17 protein-coding genes are annotated in these 22,057 nt (G+C 44.0%); 6 read left to right on the forward strand and 11 right to left on the reverse strand.

Going from position 1 to position 22,057, the window contains the following annotated elements; all coding sequences use genetic code 11:
• Nucleotides 1-90: 90 nt before the first annotated feature.
• The 6 genes from FW774_RS08985 (at nucleotide 91) to FW774_RS20875 (ending at nucleotide 4,648) form a co-directional block, all read left to right on the forward strand.
• Complete coding sequence (locus FW774_RS08985; RefSeq protein WP_149347853.1) at nucleotides 91-1,053, forward strand: YpdA family putative bacillithiol disulfide reductase; 963 nt, start codon at nucleotides 91-93, stop codon at nucleotides 1,051-1,053.
• A gap of 401 nt (nucleotides 1,054-1,454) precedes the next feature.
• Nucleotides 1,455-2,471 (forward strand): hypothetical protein, encoded by a 1,017-nt coding sequence (locus tag FW774_RS08990; RefSeq protein ID WP_149347854.1) that lies wholly within the window; start codon nucleotides 1,455-1,457, stop codon nucleotides 2,469-2,471.
• Between the two features lie 348 nt (nucleotides 2,472-2,819).
• A complete protein-coding gene (locus FW774_RS08995; protein ID WP_149347855.1) occupies nucleotides 2,820-3,392 on the forward strand; it encodes a hypothetical protein in 573 nt (190 codons plus the stop codon).
• A 42-nt stretch (nucleotides 3,393-3,434) separates the two neighbouring features.
• The gene (locus FW774_RS09000; RefSeq protein WP_149347856.1) at nucleotides 3,435-3,686 is read left to right on the forward strand and encodes a hypothetical protein; all 252 of its coding nucleotides are present in this window, start codon (nucleotides 3,435-3,437) and stop codon (nucleotides 3,684-3,686) included.
• A 465-nt stretch (nucleotides 3,687-4,151) separates the two neighbouring features.
• A complete protein-coding gene (locus tag FW774_RS09005; protein ID WP_149347857.1) occupies nucleotides 4,152-4,364 on the forward strand; it encodes a hypothetical protein in 213 nt (70 codons plus the stop codon).
• 113 nt (nucleotides 4,365-4,477) lie between these two features.
• Complete coding sequence (locus FW774_RS20875; protein WP_197739831.1) at nucleotides 4,478-4,648, forward strand: type II toxin-antitoxin system mRNA interferase toxin, RelE/StbE family; 171 nt, start codon at nucleotides 4,478-4,480, stop codon at nucleotides 4,646-4,648.
• Between the two features lie 76 nt (nucleotides 4,649-4,724).
• Here FW774_RS20875 and FW774_RS09015 read toward each other — a convergent pair whose 3' ends face one another.
• From FW774_RS09015 to FW774_RS09065, 11 genes are all read right to left on the reverse strand, one after another.
• A complete protein-coding gene (locus tag FW774_RS09015; protein ID WP_149347858.1) occupies nucleotides 4,725-8,162 on the reverse strand; it encodes an efflux RND transporter permease subunit in 3,438 nt (1,145 codons plus the stop codon).
• Between the two features lie 186 nt (nucleotides 8,163-8,348).
• Nucleotides 8,349-9,443, reverse strand: a complete 1,095-nt coding sequence (locus FW774_RS09020; protein WP_149347859.1) for an efflux RND transporter periplasmic adaptor subunit — start codon at nucleotides 9,441-9,443, stop codon at nucleotides 8,349-8,351.
• 19 nt (nucleotides 9,444-9,462) lie between these two features.
• A complete protein-coding gene (locus FW774_RS09025) occupies nucleotides 9,463-10,878 on the reverse strand; it encodes a TolC family protein (RefSeq protein WP_149347860.1) in 1,416 nt (471 codons plus the stop codon).
• Nucleotides 10,879-10,918: 40 nt separating this feature from the next.
• Nucleotides 10,919-11,542 (reverse strand): TetR/AcrR family transcriptional regulator, encoded by a 624-nt coding sequence (locus FW774_RS09030; protein ID WP_149347861.1) that lies wholly within the window; start codon nucleotides 11,540-11,542, stop codon nucleotides 10,919-10,921.
• A gap of 453 nt (nucleotides 11,543-11,995) precedes the next feature.
• A complete protein-coding gene (locus FW774_RS09035; protein ID WP_149347862.1) occupies nucleotides 11,996-12,244 on the reverse strand; it encodes a twin-arginine translocase TatA/TatE family subunit in 249 nt (82 codons plus the stop codon).
• Nucleotides 12,245-12,352: 108 nt separating this feature from the next.
• On the reverse strand, nucleotides 12,353-15,481 hold the full coding sequence (locus FW774_RS09040; RefSeq protein ID WP_149347863.1) for an efflux RND transporter permease subunit: 3,129 nt from the start codon (nucleotides 15,479-15,481) through the stop codon (nucleotides 12,353-12,355).
• Between the two features lie 38 nt (nucleotides 15,482-15,519).
• On the reverse strand, nucleotides 15,520-16,590 hold the full coding sequence (locus FW774_RS09045; protein ID WP_242457781.1) for an efflux RND transporter periplasmic adaptor subunit: 1,071 nt from the start codon (nucleotides 16,588-16,590) through the stop codon (nucleotides 15,520-15,522).
• A gap of 40 nt (nucleotides 16,591-16,630) precedes the next feature.
• A complete protein-coding gene (locus tag FW774_RS09050; protein WP_149347865.1) occupies nucleotides 16,631-17,914 on the reverse strand; it encodes a TolC family protein in 1,284 nt (427 codons plus the stop codon).
• Between the two features lie 162 nt (nucleotides 17,915-18,076).
• A complete protein-coding gene (locus tag FW774_RS09055; RefSeq protein ID WP_149347866.1) occupies nucleotides 18,077-19,447 on the reverse strand; it encodes a sensor histidine kinase in 1,371 nt (456 codons plus the stop codon).
• A 13-nt stretch (nucleotides 19,448-19,460) separates the two neighbouring features.
• Complete coding sequence (locus FW774_RS09060) at nucleotides 19,461-20,153, reverse strand: response regulator transcription factor (protein ID WP_149347867.1); 693 nt, start codon at nucleotides 20,151-20,153, stop codon at nucleotides 19,461-19,463.
• 3 nt (nucleotides 20,154-20,156) lie between these two features.
• Complete coding sequence (locus FW774_RS09065) at nucleotides 20,157-21,854, reverse strand: protein-disulfide reductase DsbD family protein (RefSeq protein WP_149347868.1); 1,698 nt, start codon at nucleotides 21,852-21,854, stop codon at nucleotides 20,157-20,159.
• Nucleotides 21,855-22,057 lie beyond the last annotated feature (203 nt).

The following is a 22,057-nucleotide window of genomic DNA, read 5'->3' on the forward strand; positions in this document are numbered from 1 at the left end:
CTGCGCTACTACACTAACACAGGCTTTAATACTTGAACCAATATCCGGTCATCTAACCAACAACCGCTTTCTTTATGTACTTTTGCCTGCATGGCAACAATCTACGATGTTCTGGTTATTGGCGGAGGGCCTATCGGTCTGGCCTGCGGTATTGAGGCGAAAAAGGCCGGGTTGAATTATATTATTATCGAAAAAGGAAGCCTGACGAACTCGCTGTACAAATACCCGGCAAACATGACTTTTTTCTCTACATCCGAACGCCTGGAAATTGGCGGTGTGCCGTTTGTATCCAATAATCCCAAGCCTACCCGTCCCGAAGCGCTGGAATATTACCGCCGGGTTGCCCTGAAATTTGATCTGGATATCCGCCTGTTTGAAAAAGTGGAACAGGTAAGCGGCGAAAAGGGCAATTTCAGCATACAAACCTCAAAAACAACTTACCAGGCCCGGAATATCATCATAGCAACGGGCTTTTACGATATTCCTAACCTGATGCATATTCCGGGTGAAGATCTGCCGAAAGTGCGTCACTACTATGAGGAACCCCATTTTTATGCCATGCAAAACGTTATTGTAGTGGGCGCCAATAATTCTTCGGTCGATGCGGCGCTTGAAACCTACCGCAAGGGCGCCCAGGTAACCATGGTTATCCGCGGAAACGAAATTGGCAAACGGGTGAAATATTGGGTAAGACCTGATATCGAGAACCGCATAGCCGAGGGCAGCATTAAGGCTTACTTTAATTCAAGCCTCGCTGCCATACGACCAACCGAAGCGGATATCCAAACGCCTGATGGGCTTATAACAATTCCTAACGATTTTGTGCTGGCCATGACCGGCTATCAGCCTGACTTTAACCTGCTGGAGCGGTTCGGCCTAACGTTATCTGCCGATGAAAAACGGCTTCCGGTACATAATCCCGACACCATGGAAAGTAACCGGGAAGGCATTTACCTGGCCGGTGTGGTTTGCGGCGGCATGGAAACGCATATCTGGTTTATTGAAAACTCACGCGAGCATGCCGTAAAAATTATACGGAGTATTGTGGGTTAGTGGATTGTTGAATTGCTCAATTGTTGTATTGCGGCATTGTTACTCCTCCCGTAACACACAACAATTTAATTGTGAAATTGCGATATTGCTGTATTGTTAGCCACGTTGTATTGCTATTCCACGTAACCCATAATAAAACTCAAATCGCCGAAGCACTGAATATAACACAATAGCACTGCCAAGCTCCCTCCCTCAGGGAGGGTTGGGTTGGGCCTTCTTCCTCCTTTCAAAATCCGTATTTCTGGGTATATATCCGGCATAGGTACGCTATTACATTTACTTGTCTTTCTGTAATAGCATATCATAAACACTTACTGTTATGAAACCTATAAAACAGGGAAAGAGGTAACAATGACACAATGCCCATACATACTATTTATTAACAATCTAAATTTAAAAAAATGAACAAAAAAACTATTATCACTTTGGCGGTATTATTTGCCCTCAGCACGCCATCAATGGCTCAAAAGAAAAAAGACGACCCCAAGGAGAAGCCCGATGCTACCCAATTTAATTGGGAAAAGTCCAAACTCATCCCTAAACTTAAAAAGTTAGCCATTACCGAACTCACGGTTAACTACAAACTGACCACCACCGCAAGAACTGTTGTGCAGGAAAAAGGCTCACGTCAGATTGCCGGAGCAAGGGTTACAGCGTATCTTGAAACTACCGATGGTGATCTTACAAACGACGATTTTCAGGGCCTTACCGATCACTTTTATGATTACTTTCAAAAGAAGCTGAAAGAGAATGGTATCGATACCGTTGGATGGAACCAGGTTACAGCCACCGAATTTTACCAGAAAATTGGCAGTGATGACGAAAAATCAGAAGATGATTCAAAGAAAGAAACCGGTGGCAACAAATGGGTAGCATCAACCGCACATAAAGGAAAGATCGTGCACTCCGGCATGGCTGGTTTTGCTGGTGGAAAGGGTAAACGGGCACAGGATTTTGCGAAAGACCTTGACTGTGTAGCGGCAGCCTTCAAAGTAAATGTGGATTTTGCCGATGTAGTGCTTAATCTCGATCTCAAAACTACGGCCCGCAAAGATCTTTTCGATGGTTGGTACTACCCTGCAACCACCACTAAGAAATACACATGGGCAATCAACCCCGAGTTTCGTGTAGGCGATCAGGATAATAAACAATGGACTTATGCCTGGGGCTCTAAAGGCTGGCCTGAATACCTGTACCAATGGAATGATATTCCTGCCCCCGGAGCGTATGCAGAGACCATGACCGAAGACCCTTCGAAAGCCAGAAGCGGCCTTGCTAAGCAATTTGCCTTTGCAAAAGAATTGACACCCGTGCTCATTCAAACTACACGCAGTAAGTACAAGGCTGCCGCAACACATGCCATTGAAAAATGGGTGGATGCTTTTGTGGCACGTGCAGTGCAAATGCGCAAAGGCTAACTTATAATACTATAATTATGGAACGATTTGTATATGTAATAGTCGTTAAAATGCCTGTACTGATGCCCGGGCAGGTTGAAATGAATTAACCAATGGTTCAGGATAGTCCTTTTAAAATTATCCTGAACCATTAAAATCTCATAAACAAGAGAAACAGCACTCAGGATAATTTGCCTGTTGCTGCCCAAATACAACGCCATTGTTTTTGATGAAACTATAATAGAAAAGTCCACATTTAGTAAAGCGGCAGAGCCTTTTTATAGATGAAACCAGCAAAGAAGTGTAATAGACTTCCTGGTTAATCCTGGTTAAGTAATAAGTGATTAAAACTAAATTAAAAACAAAACTATGAATACCAGCTATATATTCAGAAAATCAGCGCTCGAAAAAACCCAGTATTGGGAGCTTACAGATGAAGGTATACTATGCCGGCAGGAAGGCAAAACCGATGCGTTAATTCCATACCAGAAAGTGCAAAGCATCAGGCTAAGCTACCTGGCCAATAACCGTTACCGGCTTAACAATTACTGCTGCAAAATAACCGCAGGGCAAAAAACAGCCGATATTCTTTCAAGCAGCTACGAAGGTATGGCCACATTTAATAACCAGGCCGATACGTACATACCCTTTGTTAAAGAGCTGGTAAAAAGGGTAAAGAACACAAACCCGTATTGCAATTTGTACGCCGGGCAAACGCCCTTTGTTTTTTATGGCAACATAGCGTTTACTTTTGTAATAGTAGTCATCCTGTTCCTGATATTTTATTACCTGCCTATATCCGGCGGGCTCAGCATATTCGTCAGGCTGATGCTGATCGGGTATTACGCGATATTTCTTGTCAAATCATTCCGGGTAAATAAACCGCAGCAGATTACGGGTTATGAAATTCCTGCTAATATTTTACCCGAAATCGCTAAGTAATCCGGGGGTGCTGCATTAACAACCCATTTAATAGCAAAACTTATGGTAACAAAAAATGACATCTGTTTTAGTATTGCCATGCTGTTTGCATGCTGGTTTGCCGTTACCGGAGTAGTCTGGGTTTACTGGATAGCCTTGGTTGTCGCCTACCCTTTTGGCATTGCCAGCTTTTTTATGTGGAGGGCCCTAAAAAAAGACAGGAAGAAAAGAAACGTCGCCATACCGGTTATCTTACTTGCAGGGTTGGTTGCTTCTGTCAGCGTATTAATTTACCTGGTTTTGGGCAACAGATGATTTATAAACTACCGTTTGTCTAATTCATACAAAAACCAGGTCAACAAACCCCATTTGAAGACAACAGCAGGCCTGAAGGTTTTGCAGTTTAATGGACGGTGAAGACACCGTCCATGACTTTCCGCCGCTGCTGGTGTCCCCCACCAGCAGCTAACTTAACAGACTCTAAAAGAATAGTGCGCTCAAAACACTGGGTCCCCTTTGCGGACTTGGCGTAAAACCGTCATGAGTTTTGCGTGAAGAATATCTGCCGAAAATAGTTATTGACCTGAGTTCCTTTAGATTTACAAAGTATTACAATTCAGTTGTTAATATTGCTTTTTCATTTTGCTTCTCTATTCTTTTGTTGACATAGCTTTGTCAGCTTTACTTTGCAACGGTACAGAAAGTTGACAAAGCCGGTTACTTGCGTGAAGAATATCCATCGAAAATATTTATTGGTATATTTGTATAAAACTCACAGGCATGACAACACTAACTATACAGGTACCTGATAAGAAAGCCAATCTGATTAAACAGCTTTTAAAAGAACTTGATGTTAAGATAGTGACCCCAACTAACGAAGGTTGTGACCTTGATCATACACCTAATACCGAAACTATTAAGGCTATAGAAGATGCCCGGAAAGGTAAAACAAAACGGATTACAGACTTAAAGGCGTTTTTTGATGGTATCTAATGTTTGTATTAGACTAATACTAACAAGTTTCTTAAAGATTTAAAACTGCTTAAGAAACGGTCTATAAAAGATTTTGGGCTGGTTAAAAATTTATAGAAAAAGAATTAGCGATCGTGGGTTCTAAAGGGCTTGATAGAAAGTACAAAGTCCATAAGTTATCTGGCAATTATAAAGATAATTGGGAATGCCATATTAAGTCCGACCTGCTTATTATTTGGATTGAAATAAGTAATGACAATACAATTAAACTAGTGCGATTGGGCTCTCATTCAGATCTTTTCTAAGCAAAACAATATTGTTTTAAGCGGAGATGCCTCTACCATTCAAACAAAAACGCCGGGTAAAGCCCGGCGTTTTCTATTATGCATGTTCAGTTGCTGGTTGCAGCACAGCTTGTTCGTTTGGCTTTTTGCCCAACTTTTTCCTGATCCAGTTTTTCACATTAATACGTATTAAATACATACATGGAACTAATATCAGGGTCAGGAATGTTCCGAAAGCCAAACCGAATATCATGGTCCACGATAATGGCCCCCAGAAAGCTACGTTATCGCCACCCAGGTAAATGTGCGGATTGAGTTCGGTGAACAATGCTACAAAGTCTATATTGAATCCTATTGCCAACGGCAGCAGACCCAATATAGCGGCAATAGCCGTTAAAATTACCGGCGTCATCCGGGTACGACCGGCCTCTACAGCCGCTTCATAGCCCGACATCCCTTGCACCATCATATAATCTGAGAACTCTACCAGCAAAATACCGTTACGTACCACCACACCGGCCAGGGCTATAATTCCGACCATGGTCATTACAATCACAAAGCTCATGTTAAAGATTGACAAGCCTAACAGCACACCGATGATACTAAAGAATATCTCGCTCAGGATGATGAGGGTTTTACCCACCGAGTTAAACAGCAGGATCAGGATCAGCACGATCATCCCAATGGCCGAAAGTAATGCTCCAAATAAGAATGAAGCAGCTTCTTTCTGGTCTTCCTGCTCACCGGCCATTTTTATGGTTACCCCTGCCGGAGCCTTGAAACTGTTGATATTTCGCTGTATAGCGGCTACCACCTCATTGGCGTTATATCCGGTAAGCACGTTTGACGACAATATAATGATGCGTTTTTGCTGCTTACGTTTGATGCCGCCATACGAGTTTACATAATTCACATCAGCTACAGCTGAAACGGGAACCTGCCTGATCTGACCGCCCATTGCCATATCCCGGTAGGTCATTTTCATGTTGCGCAAGGCATCTATACTGTTACGCTGCGATTCTATGGCCCGTACATTGATCGGGTAATCCTCTTTCTGGTCATGGAATTTGGAAGCCTCGGCACCATATATTGCTGCTCCCAGGTTTTGTGCAATCTGGTTCGATGTAATATTTTGCCGGTTGGCACGCTCACGGTCAACATCGAATACTACTTCGGGCTTATTATTCTGAAAATCAGATTTCAGCTCTTCAACACCCTCAATGTTCTTTTTAACCAGATAGTTTTTTAAACGTTCTGAAGCTTTGACCAGCGTATCCAGGTTATCGCCTGTAATTTCAATACTGATAGGCTTTTGCGTTGGCGGGCCGCCCTGCTCCTGCGCTACACTGATTTCGGCGCCAGGTATTCCCTGCACAGCATTCCGTATTTTCGACAAATATTGCTTGGTATCAGCCCCGTTACGCTTGCCGTATTCCACAAAGGCAACAGTCACCTTACCTTTATTCGGGTAATTTCCCTGGTCTTCATCCTGCGGGTCGGTCACCCCGATAGTCACGTTTGAAATAATGGAAGATACTGCAGGATCGATTTTGCCGTCTTTATTGGTTACCGCTTTCGTTACGCGATCTTCTACCTGTTTGGTTACCTGGTTGGTGTAAGCCTGATCGGTACCTACGGGCAACGAAATATATACATATACAAAGTTAGGGTCTGCCGATGGGAAAAACTCTACTTTGGGATTACGAACAATGGTAAACCCGATGGCAACAAAGAACAGCCCGAACGTTCCTAACAGGGTTGTCCACGGGCGATGCAGGAACCAAACCAGGCGTTTTACGTACCAGCCCTGGAACTTCGGCCAGGCGTTTTCCTGGAAACGCTTAATAATTCCTTCGAGCACAAAATGATGGAGCAGGTACAGCACCAGCATGAAAACCACGAAGTTGCCTATACCTATATTGATCAGGTAACCAATTATTGCGAAAATGGCAAAACCAATTACTGTACGTTTCACCTTACGATCAAAGGTCGGTTTGCCATGTTCATGCTCCTGATGAGGCTTCATGAAATCAACGGCAAAAACCGGATTGATGATGTAGGCCACAATAAGCGACGCGACCAGGGTAACAATCAGGGTTGCCGGCAGGAAGAACATGAACTTACCGATAATACTGTTCCAGAACAGCAGGGGCACAAACGGAGCCAACGTGGTCAGGGTTCCCGAAAGTACGGGCATGAACACTTCGCCAGCCGCGATTTTAGCAGCCTTTACAATCGGCACTTCCCCGTTATTAAAAATTCGGTGTGTATTTTCAATCACCACAATGGCATCGTCTACCACAATACCCAGAGCCAGCAGCAGCGAGAAGAGCACGATCATGTTCAGCGTAAACGAAAACCCGAATATCCCGCCCAGGGCCGGCATGGCAAGGAAAGCCAGGAAGCATGAAATAGGAACAGACAATGCCACAAACACGGCATTAGTTACGCCCATAAAGAACATCAGGATAACGGTTACCAGTATAAAGCCGATAATAATGGTATTTATCAGATCGTGCAGTGTAACACGGGTCTGGTCAGACTGGTCGCCGGTAATGGTCACCTTTAAACCTCTTGGAAGTTCGGTTTTCTGCATTTCGGTAATCAGATCCCGTATCTTATCCGATGCCTCGATCAGGTTCTGACCACTGCGTTTTACTACGTTCAGCGTGATCACATTTTTGCCATATAACCGGGCATAGCTTTCCTGTGTCTTAAAATCATCCTTTACCTCGGCAATATCACGCAGGTAAATAGCTTTCCCCGACGGATTTTCAATAACCAGGTTATTGATCTGGTCGGCAGCTTTAAAGTCCATCTTTACGTTAATGGTTCGACGTACACCATCAATGGGCACAGTCCCGCCAGATGACGTAATATTTTCATTGCCTACAGCCTGAATAATATCGGCGAAGCCCAATTGAGCTGCCGCCATCTTGTTCAGATCAACATTAATTTGTATCTCGCGGTCAAGCGCTCCCACAATATCTACCTTTGATATTTCGGGGAAGCTTTCAATGCGCTCCTGCAAACCATCGGCATACTCTTTTAACCGTTTCAGGTTATAATCTCCCGAAAGGTTAATATACATGATGGGCAAATCCGAAAGGTTAATGTCAATTACCTGCGGCTCCTTAAAGCGGCTGTCGCCTTGTGGAAGATCCGGCCGGGCTTTATCCACAGCATCCTGCACACGCTGCTTAGCCACCGTTTTATCCACATTAATATCAAACTCGGCGGTAATGAACGAGTAATCCTGGTAAGAGTTTGAGGTCAGCTTTTTTAGTCCTTGCGTAGACTTTAACTGCTTCTCAATCTGCTTGGTAACCAGCTTCTCCATATTTTCGGGCGATGTCCCCGGATATACGGTCTGTACAAATACCTTTGGTATCTGCACCTCGGGAAAGTTCTCTTTGGGCAGGTTTACATACCCGATAAGCCCCATAACGGCGATAATAAACGTAAGCACATAAATGGCCGTTTTATTATCAATGGCCCAGCTTGACGGCTTAAATTCTTTTTCTATGTCTTTCATGCTATACTTAAGTCAAAATTCAAAAGTTGAATCCCGTATCCCGAATGGTCGGGAGAAAAATTCCCCCGAGTAATTCGGGGTTCGGGATCAAAAGCCAAAACAGATAACAGACTTAAAATCAACAATATGAAAACCGATTTTATACATCTGTCTATATTTGACATAATCCTATTGATACCTTTATAATTACTCTACGATATTCACCTGATCGCCTTCTTCCAGCTCCTGGGCTCCTTCAACAATCACCTTATCGCCGGTTTTTAAACCTGAAAGCACTTCGGTTTTGCCGCCATACGTATTGCCAATTTTTATATCGGCTTTTTTGGCTTTATTGCCTTCGGCAAGAAATACAAATGTGCCCTGCCCGGTTTTCTGTATCGCTTTAAGCGGAACGGTAATGGCATTAGCTTTCTTATAGCCTACAATGTTCAGCTCGGCGGTCATATTAGGTTTCAGATTTTTCTTAGCGGGAAGTTTAACTTCAACATTAAAGCTTCGTGAGCTGGGATCAATTACTTTTGATGCGTAGCTGATGGTTGTGCTCACCGAATCAGCAGCATCCGGAATTTTAACCAGCACGCGATCGCCCTGGTTCACCATTCCGGCGTACGATTCTGCCACGCCGGCTTTAACTTTTAGCTTGTTAAGGTTAACAATGCGCAAGCCCTGCATTCCGGGTTGTATTGCCTGGCCTATTTTTAAATCCATCTGGTCTACCGTGCCATCAATAGGCGATACCATACGATACATGGATGCCTGTGCCTTTAATGTTGATAGCTGACGTTGTGCAACATCGCGGTTTGTTTTGGCCTGAAGATATTGTACTTCGGTGCCTATTTTCTGATCCCACAGGTTTTTCTGACGCTCATACAGGGTATTGGTTAACTGCACCTGGCTTTCGGCCTGGGCTATCTGCTGTTGCATGGCCTTGTTATCTAATTGCACCAGCACCTGACCTTTATGTACCTGCTGACCAGCCTTTACATAAATGTTGGTTATTACCCCGCCCATTTCAGCGTTAGCTGTTACATTCTCGTCGGCATCTATGGTTCCCTGTACCTGGATATAGGTGGTAAACGGAGCCGGTGCAATGGCAATTGCCGAAACATCTATGGTACGCGTAGAATCTTTAGTGCCCATTTCAGCTTCCAGCTTTTCTATTTTCTGGGCAATTTCGGCTTGCTGCTTTTTGAGCTTAGCCAGCTCTGCCTGTTTATTTTGTGGCTTATTTCCGCATGAGTAGAGGAAAACAAGCAATAATAAGTAAGTTACGTGTTTCATGTTTTTTATTGAGATATGATTATTTAATATTTCCGTATGCTTTGTTTAAATCAACTTTACTAACCAGTGCATTATATAATGCCTCGATATAGTTTACTTCGGCTGTTTCCAGCGATGTTTGCGCCTGGGTTACTTCAACGCTTGAACCCACGCCCTGCTGGTATTTGATCTTGGATACCCGCAACACCTCGTTAGCCAGATCCATGTTCTTTTTCTGGTTATTGAGCGAATTGATGTTATTGCGGAAATTGATCCGGGCCTGCTCTACTTCGAGGTTGATACCATTTTTGGCATTCAGCAGGGTATTTTTACTTTTTTCAACCTCTACTTTGGCCTGCCGAACCTGGTTTAAACGCTGTAATCCGCTAAAAATGGGCACGTTTAATTGTAAACCGACAACAGTAGTGGGATAGCTGGTGTCGTACAATTTTTTAAATGAGTTTTCCTGGTACATTAATGAGCTGCTTCCAAATGCCGCCAACGATGGCAGATACTGGCTTTTATACCGTTTCAGATCCAACTGGTTCAATTTTAACTGAGTTTCCAATAACTGATACTCTATCCTGTTCCGGTAAGCGGTTGTATCGGTTGTCGCGGCAAGCTCGCCTTCATCCAGTTTGATATCTTCTATCTTTTCCGGGATGATCAGCATGTCGGAAACCGGCATACCCATCTGGAATTTGAGCATCTGGTAGCCTAAGGCCATTGACCGTATGGCGTTATCGCGATTGGTTATCAGGTTATTGTACTGTACGGTGAGCCTGTCAACATCTACCTTTTCTGCAAAGCCTTGTTTGTTTAACGCGGTGGTTTCGTCAAGCTGCTGCTTCAGCGTTTTAATATTAGCATCAAATAACCTGATCTGCTGATCGCTTACCAAAACCTGGTAATAGGCTTTCGATACGGCCGCGTTTGTTTCCACACGGGTACGGGCATAGCTTCTGCTGGATAGTTCCTTGTATGTTTTTGATGCCTGCAGCCCTACTAAATAACTTCCGTCAAATAGCAACTGCGTTACATTCAATCCTAAGCTTGAATTGTATTTCTGCTGGAATGAAACTTCCTGCGTACCGCCTAAGTTGGAGGGCATGGTTATAGGCTGACCGTTAGCGTCGCGGATATCCTCATTTTTAATTACGCCATAAATTGCCTGGCTGATAAAATCGGGAAACAAGATGGTAGGACTTTTCACGTAATCCTGAAAATCGGCTTTTCCGCTAATTTGCGGCAGGCCAATGCCAATAGTTTCTTTTACTTTATACTCTGCTTTTTTAATATCCAGTGCAGCATTTTTCATATCTACCTGGTGCTCATAGGCGTAATCAATACATTGCTGTAAGTTAAATGTATGGGTACGGCTGGTATCGGGCTGCTGGGCATATAAACTTATCCCCGGAAGCAGCAGTGAATATGCTATAAGAAATAGTCGCTTCATTGATTATTTGTTTTAAATAGTTGTGTCTCTGTTTATGCTTTTATTGTAGTTTATTAGCTTCAGTATTTTGTTTCAGTTTCTCAATCATTTTATATCCCTTAGCATTGCAAATGCCGTACAAATAATGCTCCGTTAATTCTACCATAACCTGCAGCACACTGTGTTTGCTGTCGGGATGCAGGCTCTGGTTAAACGCTACGTCAATCTGCTCAACCCGCATCATGGTTATAATTTCAAGGTTCATTTCAGTCCTGAAATAACCTTCTTTTATTCCGCGTTCCAGGTTAGCATATACTTTATCATACAAGCACTTTTCCCTGAACCTTTTAAACAGCAACCACGCATCCGGATGATATTTCTGCAAGTCGTAAAATAACATCACATGGGTATTAGACAACAAATGCTGCATTTGTGTTACAGACAAATAAATTTCTTCTACCGCGTTGGTCGCAACCTGGCTGTTTTCGTCAATAATGCACATCTGACTTTGCAGCCGATTGTCTATTAACTGATAAACCAGGTCACTTTTGTCTTTAAAATGCTGGTATATTGTTTTCTTTGATATGCCCAGATGCCTGGCTATATCATCCATGGTAACACTTTTTATGCCATAACGGCAAAATAAAGTATCGCATTCTGTCAATATCCGTTCTTTTACATCCACATCGTCAAACTTAAAAAGCGATGCAAAACTATGGAAACTTTTTTCAATTCAAAAGTTTCCATAGCAAAATCATTAACTTTAGCTTTTAATTGCTTTGGTATGAAAAAAGATTGTTTACCTGTGTGAGGTTATCCAGCCCCCGTAGTCTTTTGCGGAGTAAAAGTCGGAAACTTATGGGTAATAGCCTAAGCCGGAGTTTAGCGTTATCGAACAGAACAACGGTTTTATATGAATTCTATACGGAGCTAACCAAAAAGCCCTCGTCACCCCTATCCTAAAGTTTCAGGAGAAGGATTTACGCCAGAAGTGCTTAGGAAGAAGATTTTGCTTCGCAGCTACTTCGTGGTCTCCTCTCCCGAGACTTCGGGATCGTCGAAATGACGCTGCTTTTTGACTTTTGGTCAGCCCTGTATCAGATAAAACCAGAGCAACGCAATAATTATATTTGAATTATTAATCCTGGTTCTCAGGATCTTCCGAAGAAGCTTGTTCAGGGTGCTCATTTTTTGCTTTGTCGGCAAAGTTATTTATCTCTGAGTTCAGATCACGCTTAATCCCTTCAGATGCATCCTTAAACTCCCGAATTCCTTTACCTAATCCCTTAGCAATTTCAGGTAATTTTTTACCACCGAATAGCAGCAGCACAACAAATAATATCAGCATGAGCTCCGGTGTACCAATGTTTAGAAATAATAATATCATTCTTATTGTTTGTTAGTATTGTTAGAGTATTGAGTATCAATTATTTAGTATCGAGTATCAAGGGCTGGGGCTATATTTTAACCTTATATATAACGTACAACGTATAACTTACAACGTACCAAGATGATGCTTCTGTACAGCTTTATTATACGCCCAGTAAAATATTACCGGGAATACAAATAGATTGAACAAAGTACCGCTTATCAGTCCGCTGATAACCACAATGGCTAGGGGTTTAGAGGCTTCAGAGCCGATACCTGTAGAGATTGCCGCCGGTAATAACCCGATGGCAGCCATCATAGCAGTCATAACAACCGGCCGGATGCGCACCTGCACCCCTTGCTTCAATGCATCTACCAGCGTAATGCCGGGGTGATGCCTCATCTCTTGTATGTTCGACTTAAATTTAGCGATAAGAATTACGCCGTTCTGTACGCAAATACCAAATAACGCGATAAACCCTATCCCCGCCGATATGCTGAAATTAACGCCGGTGAACAGTAAGGCTAATATGCCTCCCATAATGGCAAAAGGCACATTATTCAGCACCAGTAACGCGTCTTTCACATTACCAAACAATACAAAGAGGATAAAAAATATAATGAGCAAGCTCACAGGTACTACCTGCGAAAGACGTGCTGTAGCCCGTTGCTGGTTTTCAAAATCACCGGCCCACTCCAGGTGATAATCTTTATGAAGCTTTATCTGCGCATTAACTTTCTGACGGGCTTCCTGCACAGCGCTCCCCATATCACGGCCTCTTACCGAAAATTTAATCGCCCCGTAACGCTGGTGCTTATCCCGGTATATCATGCTTAGTCCTGTAATTTTACGGATGGTGGCAATTTCGCCTAAAGGCACTTTATTGCCGTTAAGGGCGGGTACACGCAGGGCGGCAATAGATTGCTCGTTATTCCTGAAATCTTCGGGATAGCGTATGCGCAAATCAAATTTACGTTCTCCTTCATAAATCTGTGTCGCGGCCTTCCCTCCTATGGCCATCTCTACTACAGCATTGGCATCGGCAGCCGTTACACCGTACAGGGCCATTTTTTGCTGGTCCAGCTCAATACGTAATTCCGGCTGACCCAGGTTCCGCAAAATCCCCAGATCTTCAATACCTTTTACCTTTGCCAGGATAGCCATTATCTGCTCTTCCTGCTGCTCGATATAATGAAAATCCTCCCCGAACAATTTCACCACAATAGAGCCTTTTACACCCGATACCGCTTCTTCCACATTATCCATAATGGGCTGCGAAAAATTCAGGTCGATACCGGGAAAAGCGCTTAATTTTTGCTGCATACGCTCAATAAGCTGCTCTTTGGTCTCCTTGCGTTTCCAGGTATTCTGCGGATAGATATCTACATGAAACTCTATATTATAAAAGCCGGTGGCATCGGTTCCGTCATTGGGGCGTCCCGTTTGCGATAATACCTGCTTCACCTCATCGAAGCTCAGAAATATCTTCCGGATATCATCAGCCATTTTTTTCGATTCGTCAAGCGAGATGCTCAGCGGCCCCGTAGCACGCACATAAATAGAGCCCTCGTTCAGCTCGGGCAGGAACTCCGTTCCCAGCAGCTTGAAGCAAAACAAGCTGACACCCAGGGTCAATAATGCCACCACAACCACCATTTTCCTGAATTTAAAGCAGAAATGAGACAGGCACATGGCATTACGGATAAGTCCTTCTACAAAAATGTTGTGCTTCTCCCTGACATTCTTTTTCAGCAATACGCCGGACAAAGCAGGAACCAGCGTAAACGTAAATATCAACGCTCCAAGCAAGGCAAAGCCCAGTGTCCAGGCCAGGGGCGAGAACATCTTGCCTTCCACTTTTTCAAATGTAAAAATGGGCATCAGGCCGGTGATGATAATGAGCTTGGCAAAAAATATCCCTTTACCATTCTCCAGACAGGCTTTTTTGATAATGCCGGCTTTGCTCAGGCGGTTAAACCGTTCCATACCCGTTTGCCGGGCCTTATGGTCTAACGCCACAAATATACCTTCTACCATAACCACGGCCCCGTCTATAATAATACCGAAGTCAATGGCGCCCATAGATAACAGGTTAGCCGACATTCCTTTAAGCTTGAGGCAGATAAAGGCAAACAGCAGAGCTAATGGTATGATAACGCCCACAACCAGCGTAGTGCGCCAATCGGCCATAAACAGGAATACAATCACGGTAACAAACAAAATCCCTTCAAGCATATTATGTATAACCGTATGCGAAGCCAGGTTTACCAGGTCTTCACGGTCATAAAACGGCTTTATCCTCACGTCATCAGGTAACGTATGCGTATTTAACTGCCTGATCTTTTCCTTGAGATTCCTGATCACTTCGCTGGGATTTTCGCCCTTACGCATCACCACAATACCTTCCAGCACATCGGGATCCCTGTCGCGGCCTACCTGTCCCAAACGGGGTAATGATGATTCCGTAACTTCGGCTATATTGCTCACATAAACCGGTGTCCCGTTAATGTTATCAACAATAATATTGTTGATCTCGCTGATATTATTCAATACCCCGATACCCCGCACCACATACGCCTGACCGCTCTGCACAATAACATCGCCGCCAACGTTTACATTGCTTTTTGATACAGCTTCGTACAGCTCCAGCGGGGTCACACCATATTGCATGGCTTTCTGGGCGTCAACAGTGATCTGGTAAGTCTTTACCTCGCCGCCAAAACTCACTACATCTGCCACGCCCGAAACGGACAGCAACTCACGTTCTATTACCCAGTCTTGCAGGGTTTTCAATTCGCGTATGGATTTTTTATTACTGGTAAGCGTATAGCGGTAGATCTCACCGGTTGGGCCGGTGTTAGGCTGAATTTCCGGCTGTATACCTTCGGGCAGGTCGGCATCGGCAATATGATTATTCACCTGGACACGTGCAAACGCATAATCCACATCATCGTCAAATGCTATTTTAACCACCGAAAGCCCAAACAGCGATGACGACCGGATGGAGATTTTCTTCTCGGCCGGATTAAGCGCTATTTCAATGGGCCGGGTTACAAAACGCTCTACCTCTTCGGCGCTTCTGCCAGGCCATTGGGTAATAATGGTTACCGAAGTATTGGTAACATCAGGATAAGCTTCGATGCTTATTTTTTTAAAGCTGACATATCCTAAAATGGCCAGCAGGCCTGTTACAAAGAATACAAAATATTTGTTTTTAAGCGCAAAAGCAATTACCGCTTTAATGAATTTGTTCATGCCGTTTGAAATGATTTGGGCAGATGTAGGTTCTTACTTTAGTTTTTTAATGATTCATACAAAAATACCTGCCGCGATGCAATGATCCTGTCGCCGGGATGAAGCCCTTTGCTGATAAAGACCTTATCGCCGGCTTTTCGGTCTATAACCACGGGCTGCACCCGCACATGGTTGGCGGTATCAACCGCCACCACATAACTTTTATCATCATCAAACACCAGGCAACGTGCATTAATTACCGGGAGTGTTTGCCGTTCGCGGGTCGTAATGGTCACCGTGGCAAACATACCGGGCTTCAGCAGCAATTGCGGATTATTTACCCGGATACGGGCTCCCATAACCTTGCTTTGCGGGTCAATAACGTTATAAACCTTGTCTATTTTCCCTTTAAATACTTTATCGGGGTATGACAGTGTGCTTATCCATACATCATCGCCCGTCTTTACTTTGGCAATATCAGATTCATACACGTTAGCCATTACCCACATATCCGAAAGGTTGGCCACGGTAAACAGGTTTTCCGCGTTATCGCTCCTTACCTGCATGTTATTGGTAATATTTTTCTCGATAACAAAACCTGATACCGGCGATTTAATTACATAACTCATACCCTTTGAGGGATTCAGCTGCATAGTAGCCTTTGCCCGCTGATACTCGGCTTCGGCTTTGCGGTATTCATCGGCAGCCAGCTCTACATCACGGTCTGAAGCTAACCCGCTTTTACTCCAATCGGCTGTTACCTGCTGATTACGCTGCGCTGTTTTTAACGCGGCTTCGGCGCTTATAAGTTCGGTAGAAAAACCGGCAACCTCGGCGCTTTGCAGGGTAGCCAGCACCTGTCCCCGGTTAACAAAATCGCCCGATTGCACTTTCACATCCTGCACTAATCCGCTTACCATAGGATATATTTTAACCATTTTATCTTCATCGGGAGTTACCTTACCGGTCAATGTAAGCTCTGAAACGGCTGCCTCACGGGCAACGGTATCAATAAGCAGCTGCTTTAACAAGGAATCTGTTACGGTAAACTTCTGGTCCGTTTTTTCCTGGATGGTGTTATTATCGCCAGTTGAGCAAGCGCTGAACAGCGAAACAATAATGGCTGGCATTATGATGACATATAAAAACAATCGTAGATTTTGCATGGCTTTAGCGGTTGAATGAAGAGTTGCCTGTTACATAGTTTATATTTTCAAGACTGGTTAGATAATTGAGCCTTGTTGTATTAAACTGGATAGCATTTTCTTTATAGGAATCATAAAAATCAAGAAATTCCAGTAAGCTGATGGTACGTTTCTGATAACTCCGGCCTACTTCGGCGATCAGGCGGTTATAGTCATCATTAAAATTTTTGTCAATACCTTCGTAAGCCTGTTGCATACGTACAGCATTCAGGTAGCTGCCCGATACCTCGTTCTCAATTAGCTGCTGCTGTTTCTGCTCCTGTATGCTGCCTGCATCCGCATCTATCCGTGCCTGCTTAATAGCTCCCTGGTTACGGTTAAACAAAGGCAAAGGCAGGCTTATACCGATGCCGGTATAATGTTTAATATAGCTGCCCTGTAGATCTGTGGTAAGCGACAGGGTAATATCGGGCACAGCCGACGCCTTTTGCAGGTTAAGATTTGCCCGGGCATATTGCAGGTTCAGCTTAACAAGCTGCATATCCGGACGGTGTAACATGGCCGAATCTACGAGCGCCTGGTACGAAATACCTGTTAACGAGGGGATATGATCAAAATCGGGCTGACAGGAAGCCTGAATACATGCCGGGGGCGCTATACCAACCAACTGTCGTAATTCTGCCTGGGTATCTTCAAGAGCAGCCAACGCTTCATTGTATTCTGATTGCAGGCTGTACAGCATAGATTGGATCCGCAGCAGATCCTTCAGCGCAATATTTCCTTTGCTGTATTGCTGCCGGAACGCCGCTAGTATTTCCTTTAGTGATTCTATCTGCCGAACATATACATCGGCGGTCTGCTGCTGGTAATATAGCTTATAAAAATCGGTGCGCAGGGTATAACGAAGCGTACGCAGCAAATCGTAAAAGCGGGCTTCGGCCATACGTGCATCGGTTTTTGCCAGCTGTATATTTTTATTGCGTTTGCCGGCAAGCGTGATCAGCTGCGAGAGCTGCGCTGAGTACTGCCCGTCGGGATATGATGATTGAAAGAATTTCTTCGTTTCTGGATTATAAAGCGCATTTTCAAAGCTAAGCTCCGGATTGTCGAACAACCGGGCGGTAATGATGCCGGCTTTTGCCCGGTCAATATCATAACGGCTTATTATTAAATCAAGATTATTGGCTAAAAAGCGTTTTTCCGCCTCACTAATAGTTAGGGTAACCGTGTCCCTGACCGGTATACTGGCCAATAATACAGACGGCATCAGGATGAATATTCCAACAAGATAGCGCTTTGCAAATAACATAGTATCGTTTGCAGGCAAAGCTACCGGGGCAACATTGGAGACGGATTAAAAGCAGATTAGAATTCCATTAGATTTATTACGTTATACGTTGTAAGTTATACGTTGTACGTTAGACCAGTCCTTGATACTTGATACTCACTACTTGATACCCAACACCCCAAACTAACCGGCACAAACGGCTGTAAACCTCACTGTAATAACGGTTCCTTCATGAACAACAGACGATACCTGTATTGTACCTCTGAACAGGTGAACTATTTTACCGGTAACATACAAACCGATACCGCTGCCTGAGTAAGTCCTGGCATTCGGAGCCCGGTAAAACGGTTCAAATAAATGCGTTATATCGCTTTCGCGGATGCCTATTCCCTGGTCACGAATGGCTATTTCAATAATATCGCCGGCAATAGTTAATGATAAGGTTACAGGCTGATGATTTGAAAACTTCAGGGCATTGCCAATAATGTTATTGAATGCAATGACAAGCAGTGTTTTGGTAGCCTGTATAGTTAACCGTTCTTCTTCGCTGGGCAGGTCATTCATTTCAACAAGTAGCAGTGGTTTTTCCTGCTTACTGTTCCATTCATCCTGCAACTGCCATACAACATCATCAATCCGTATATCCGAAAACGTCGCGGCAGTAAAGTTCATGTCAATCTGGGCCAGCTCCATCAGGCCGCTGATGGTTTCCTGTAAAACATCAGCTTCTGCCAATATCGCCTGCAGCACTTGTTTATATTCGTCAACATTGCGCTCTTTGAGCAAGGCTACATCGGCCTGACCGGTAATAGTGGTTACCGGCGTACGCAGCTCATGCGACGCATTGGCCACAAAAGTACGCTGCATTTCAAAGGCGTTCTGCAAATGGTCTAACAAGTGGTTAAAATCCTGCGCCAACATACCGATCTCATCGTGCTGATTGCTGACGTATATCCGTGTATCAAGGCTGCTTACCCGGATATCACGTATTTTTTTAATGAGCACCTGTAAAGGCGATAGCATTTTCCGGGCCAGCCACCTTCCGCTAATAAAAATCAGGATGCTAACCAGCACAAATACCAGCGCCATGACCCTGACCAGCCTGTTCAATCGCCACACGGTTTCGGCATCGCTGGCCGAGGCCAGTATCACAAAATTGCCTTGGTTATCATGATAATAAATGCCTACCACCTGCCGGGTATTATCACTGTATTGGATATAACCCTTTTTCCGGACTTCCTCGATAATACGCTGATCCCAGTATTGCTGCTTATCGGGGATGAAAGCGGCGGCATTCCTCGAATCATAAATGCGGATAACTTCGCCGGGGATTTTAATCAGGTAACGCTCCCTGATTTTATCTAACGAATCGCTGGATATTTCATCCGCTTCCAGGTAAAGCCGGGCGGCCACCATTGTACGGTCTTTCAGGCGGTGTGAAAATTCATTTTTCATGCTGCTTGAGAACACGAAGTAAATGACAATCATTGCCCCCACCATAATTCCCCCGCATAACAGGGTAAAATACAGCGATAATCGATCTTTAATTTTCATTGCCGGCAATACGCTACTTCTTTGATTTCAGAATATAACCCATACCAATCACCGTATGTATCAGCTTATCACCGAAGCTTTTATCCACCTTATTCCTCACGTAATTTACATACACATCGATAATATTGGTGCCGGTATCAAAATGTATTCCCCAGGCCTTATCTGCAATATATTGGCGGGACAAGAGCTTATCCGGGTTTTTAAGAAACAGCTCCAGCAGCACATATTCTTTAGCCGTCAATGCAATACTTTTACCGGAACGCTGCGCCGTTTTATTCCAGGTATCTAATGTCAGATCGGCATAGCTCAGGTAACGACTTTGCTTTTCTTCTGCCCTACGCCGGCGCAACAATGCTTCAATACGGGCAAGCAATTCGGCAAAATGGAAAGGTTTAACCAGGTAATCATCCGCCCCGGCCTTCAGGCCCGCAACCTTATCGTCTGTAGTTCCCAGCGCTGTGAGCATCAAGATAGGCAAGGTATCATCCTGCTGCCTGATATAACGGCAAAGCTCAATACCATTACTGCCATTGGCCAGCATAATGTCAATCAGCAACAACTGGAACGCTGCATGCTGAACCAGCTTTTTAGCGGATTCAACGTCGGGAGCATGCTCCACTTCGTACCCCTGCTCCGTAAGCCCTTTTTTTACAAATGATGCTACCTGCTCATCATCTTCAACCAAACAGATACGGACTTCTGACATAAACTAAAGGACTGTATTTTTCTTTTTAAATGCCTCCAATCCCTGATCTAAAAAGGCTGTAAAGCTTTTTACGTCGTAATCAGCGCCCCGAGGTTCAACAAGCAAATTACCCTGTGTATCCAGTAGCACATAAAATGGCTGCGAGTTGGCATGAAAACGACTAGCCTGATAATAGCTCCACTTTTTACCAATAGTAGTTAACTTTCTTCCATCGGGCATTACCAGCTCATCGCCGGGTAACAGGTCGGTTTTATCGTCTACATAAAGCTGGATAAGCACATAATCCTGGCTAATGCGTTTATATACTTCCTTATCCGGCCAAACGCTTGCTTCCATTTTCCGGCAATTTACACAGGCATGCCCGGTAAAATCAATCATTACCGGCTTATTTACTTTGCGGGCATAAGCTAACCCTTCATCGTAATCAAAAAAAGGTTCCAGGCCAAGTGGCTTGTCAAACCGGCCTGCATACTTACGTGAAGCTGTTTGTCCGGACGGTGAAGCACCTGATTTAAAACTGCTGGTGTATAAATCAAAATCCTGCGTTGCCTGCGGCGGTAAAAATGCAGCGATCGACTTTAACGGTGCTCCCCACAAACCCGGAACCATATATACTACAAAGGCAAATACAGCAATGGCCAAAAAGGTACGCGGGACAGAAAGATAAGGCGGCCCGCTGTCATGGGCAAAACGAATTTTTCCTAACAGGTATAATCCCATCAAGGCAAAAATAACGATCCAGAGCGCCAGAAATATTTCGCGGTCAAACCAATGCCAGCGATAAGCTAAATCAACATTGGATAAAAATTTCAGCGAAAGCGCCAGTTCCAGGAAGCCCAGCACGACTTTAACGCTGTTCAGCCATCTGCCTGATTTAGGCAGGGATTGCAACCATGAAGGGAACATGGCAAATAAAGTGAACGGAATGGCCAATGCCAGCGAAAAACCAAGCATACCCACCACCGGACCTAAAATGGCTCCTTTTACGGCCGCATCAACCAACAGGTAACCGATAATGGGGCCGGTGCAGGAAAACGATACCAATGCCAGCGTAGCTGCCATAAAAAATATACCGCTCAGGTTTTGCGCATTTGACTTTTCATCCATCTTGTTTACCCATTTGGATGGTAGCGTTAATTCAAAAGCCCCCAGAAAAGAGGCCGCAAATACTACGATAATCAGGAAGAAAATAAAATTGAATATCCCGTTCGTGGATAAATCGTTCAGGCTGTCGGCACCGAACAATACGGTGATCAGCAGCCCCAGCACAACGTAAATTACAATAATGGAAACCCCGTATAGTGTGGCTTTGCCTATAGCGCCGCTTTTTGATTTGGCTTTTTTAGTGAAATAACTAACGGTTAAAGGCAGCATGGGGAAAATACAAGGCATGATAAGCGCTGCAAAGCCGCCTAACAACCCGGCTATAAATATGCCCAAAAGTGATTTCTGTGAATTACTTTTTGTTTCTGTGTTTGTACCTGAAACCGCCGCTACAACCTGTTTTGAACTACTATCTGCCTTCGAAAGCGATGTATCTCCCTGCGTTGCGCTATCCGGATTGATCTCGGTAAACTCAATGCCTTCTGTTGAGATAGTATCCGGAACTTGTTGTGCTGTTGCCCAGGTAACTGTGCAAAGCGTGAAGAATATCACTAAAAAAAACAAAGGTATGTTGACAAGTTGAGGTTTTATCTGCATGCCGGTTTTAAAAGTTAAAAGTCAAAATTATCTTCGATGAGCTCGCTAAAGCTTGGTTAAAAGTCAAAAGTTGCATAAAGCGAAATCCCCCGAGCAATTCGGGATTTGTGATTAAAAATCAAGATCTGCAAAGTTTATTGTCATCTTTAATGAAATAAATACAAATTGACAATTTAAAACTCTGAAAGATTATATTTTCACAA

Origin of the sequence: Pedobacter sp. BS3 (assembly GCF_008274585.1) — a bacterium.
Taxonomy (GTDB): domain Bacteria; phylum Bacteroidota; class Bacteroidia; order Sphingobacteriales; family Sphingobacteriaceae; genus Hufsiella_A.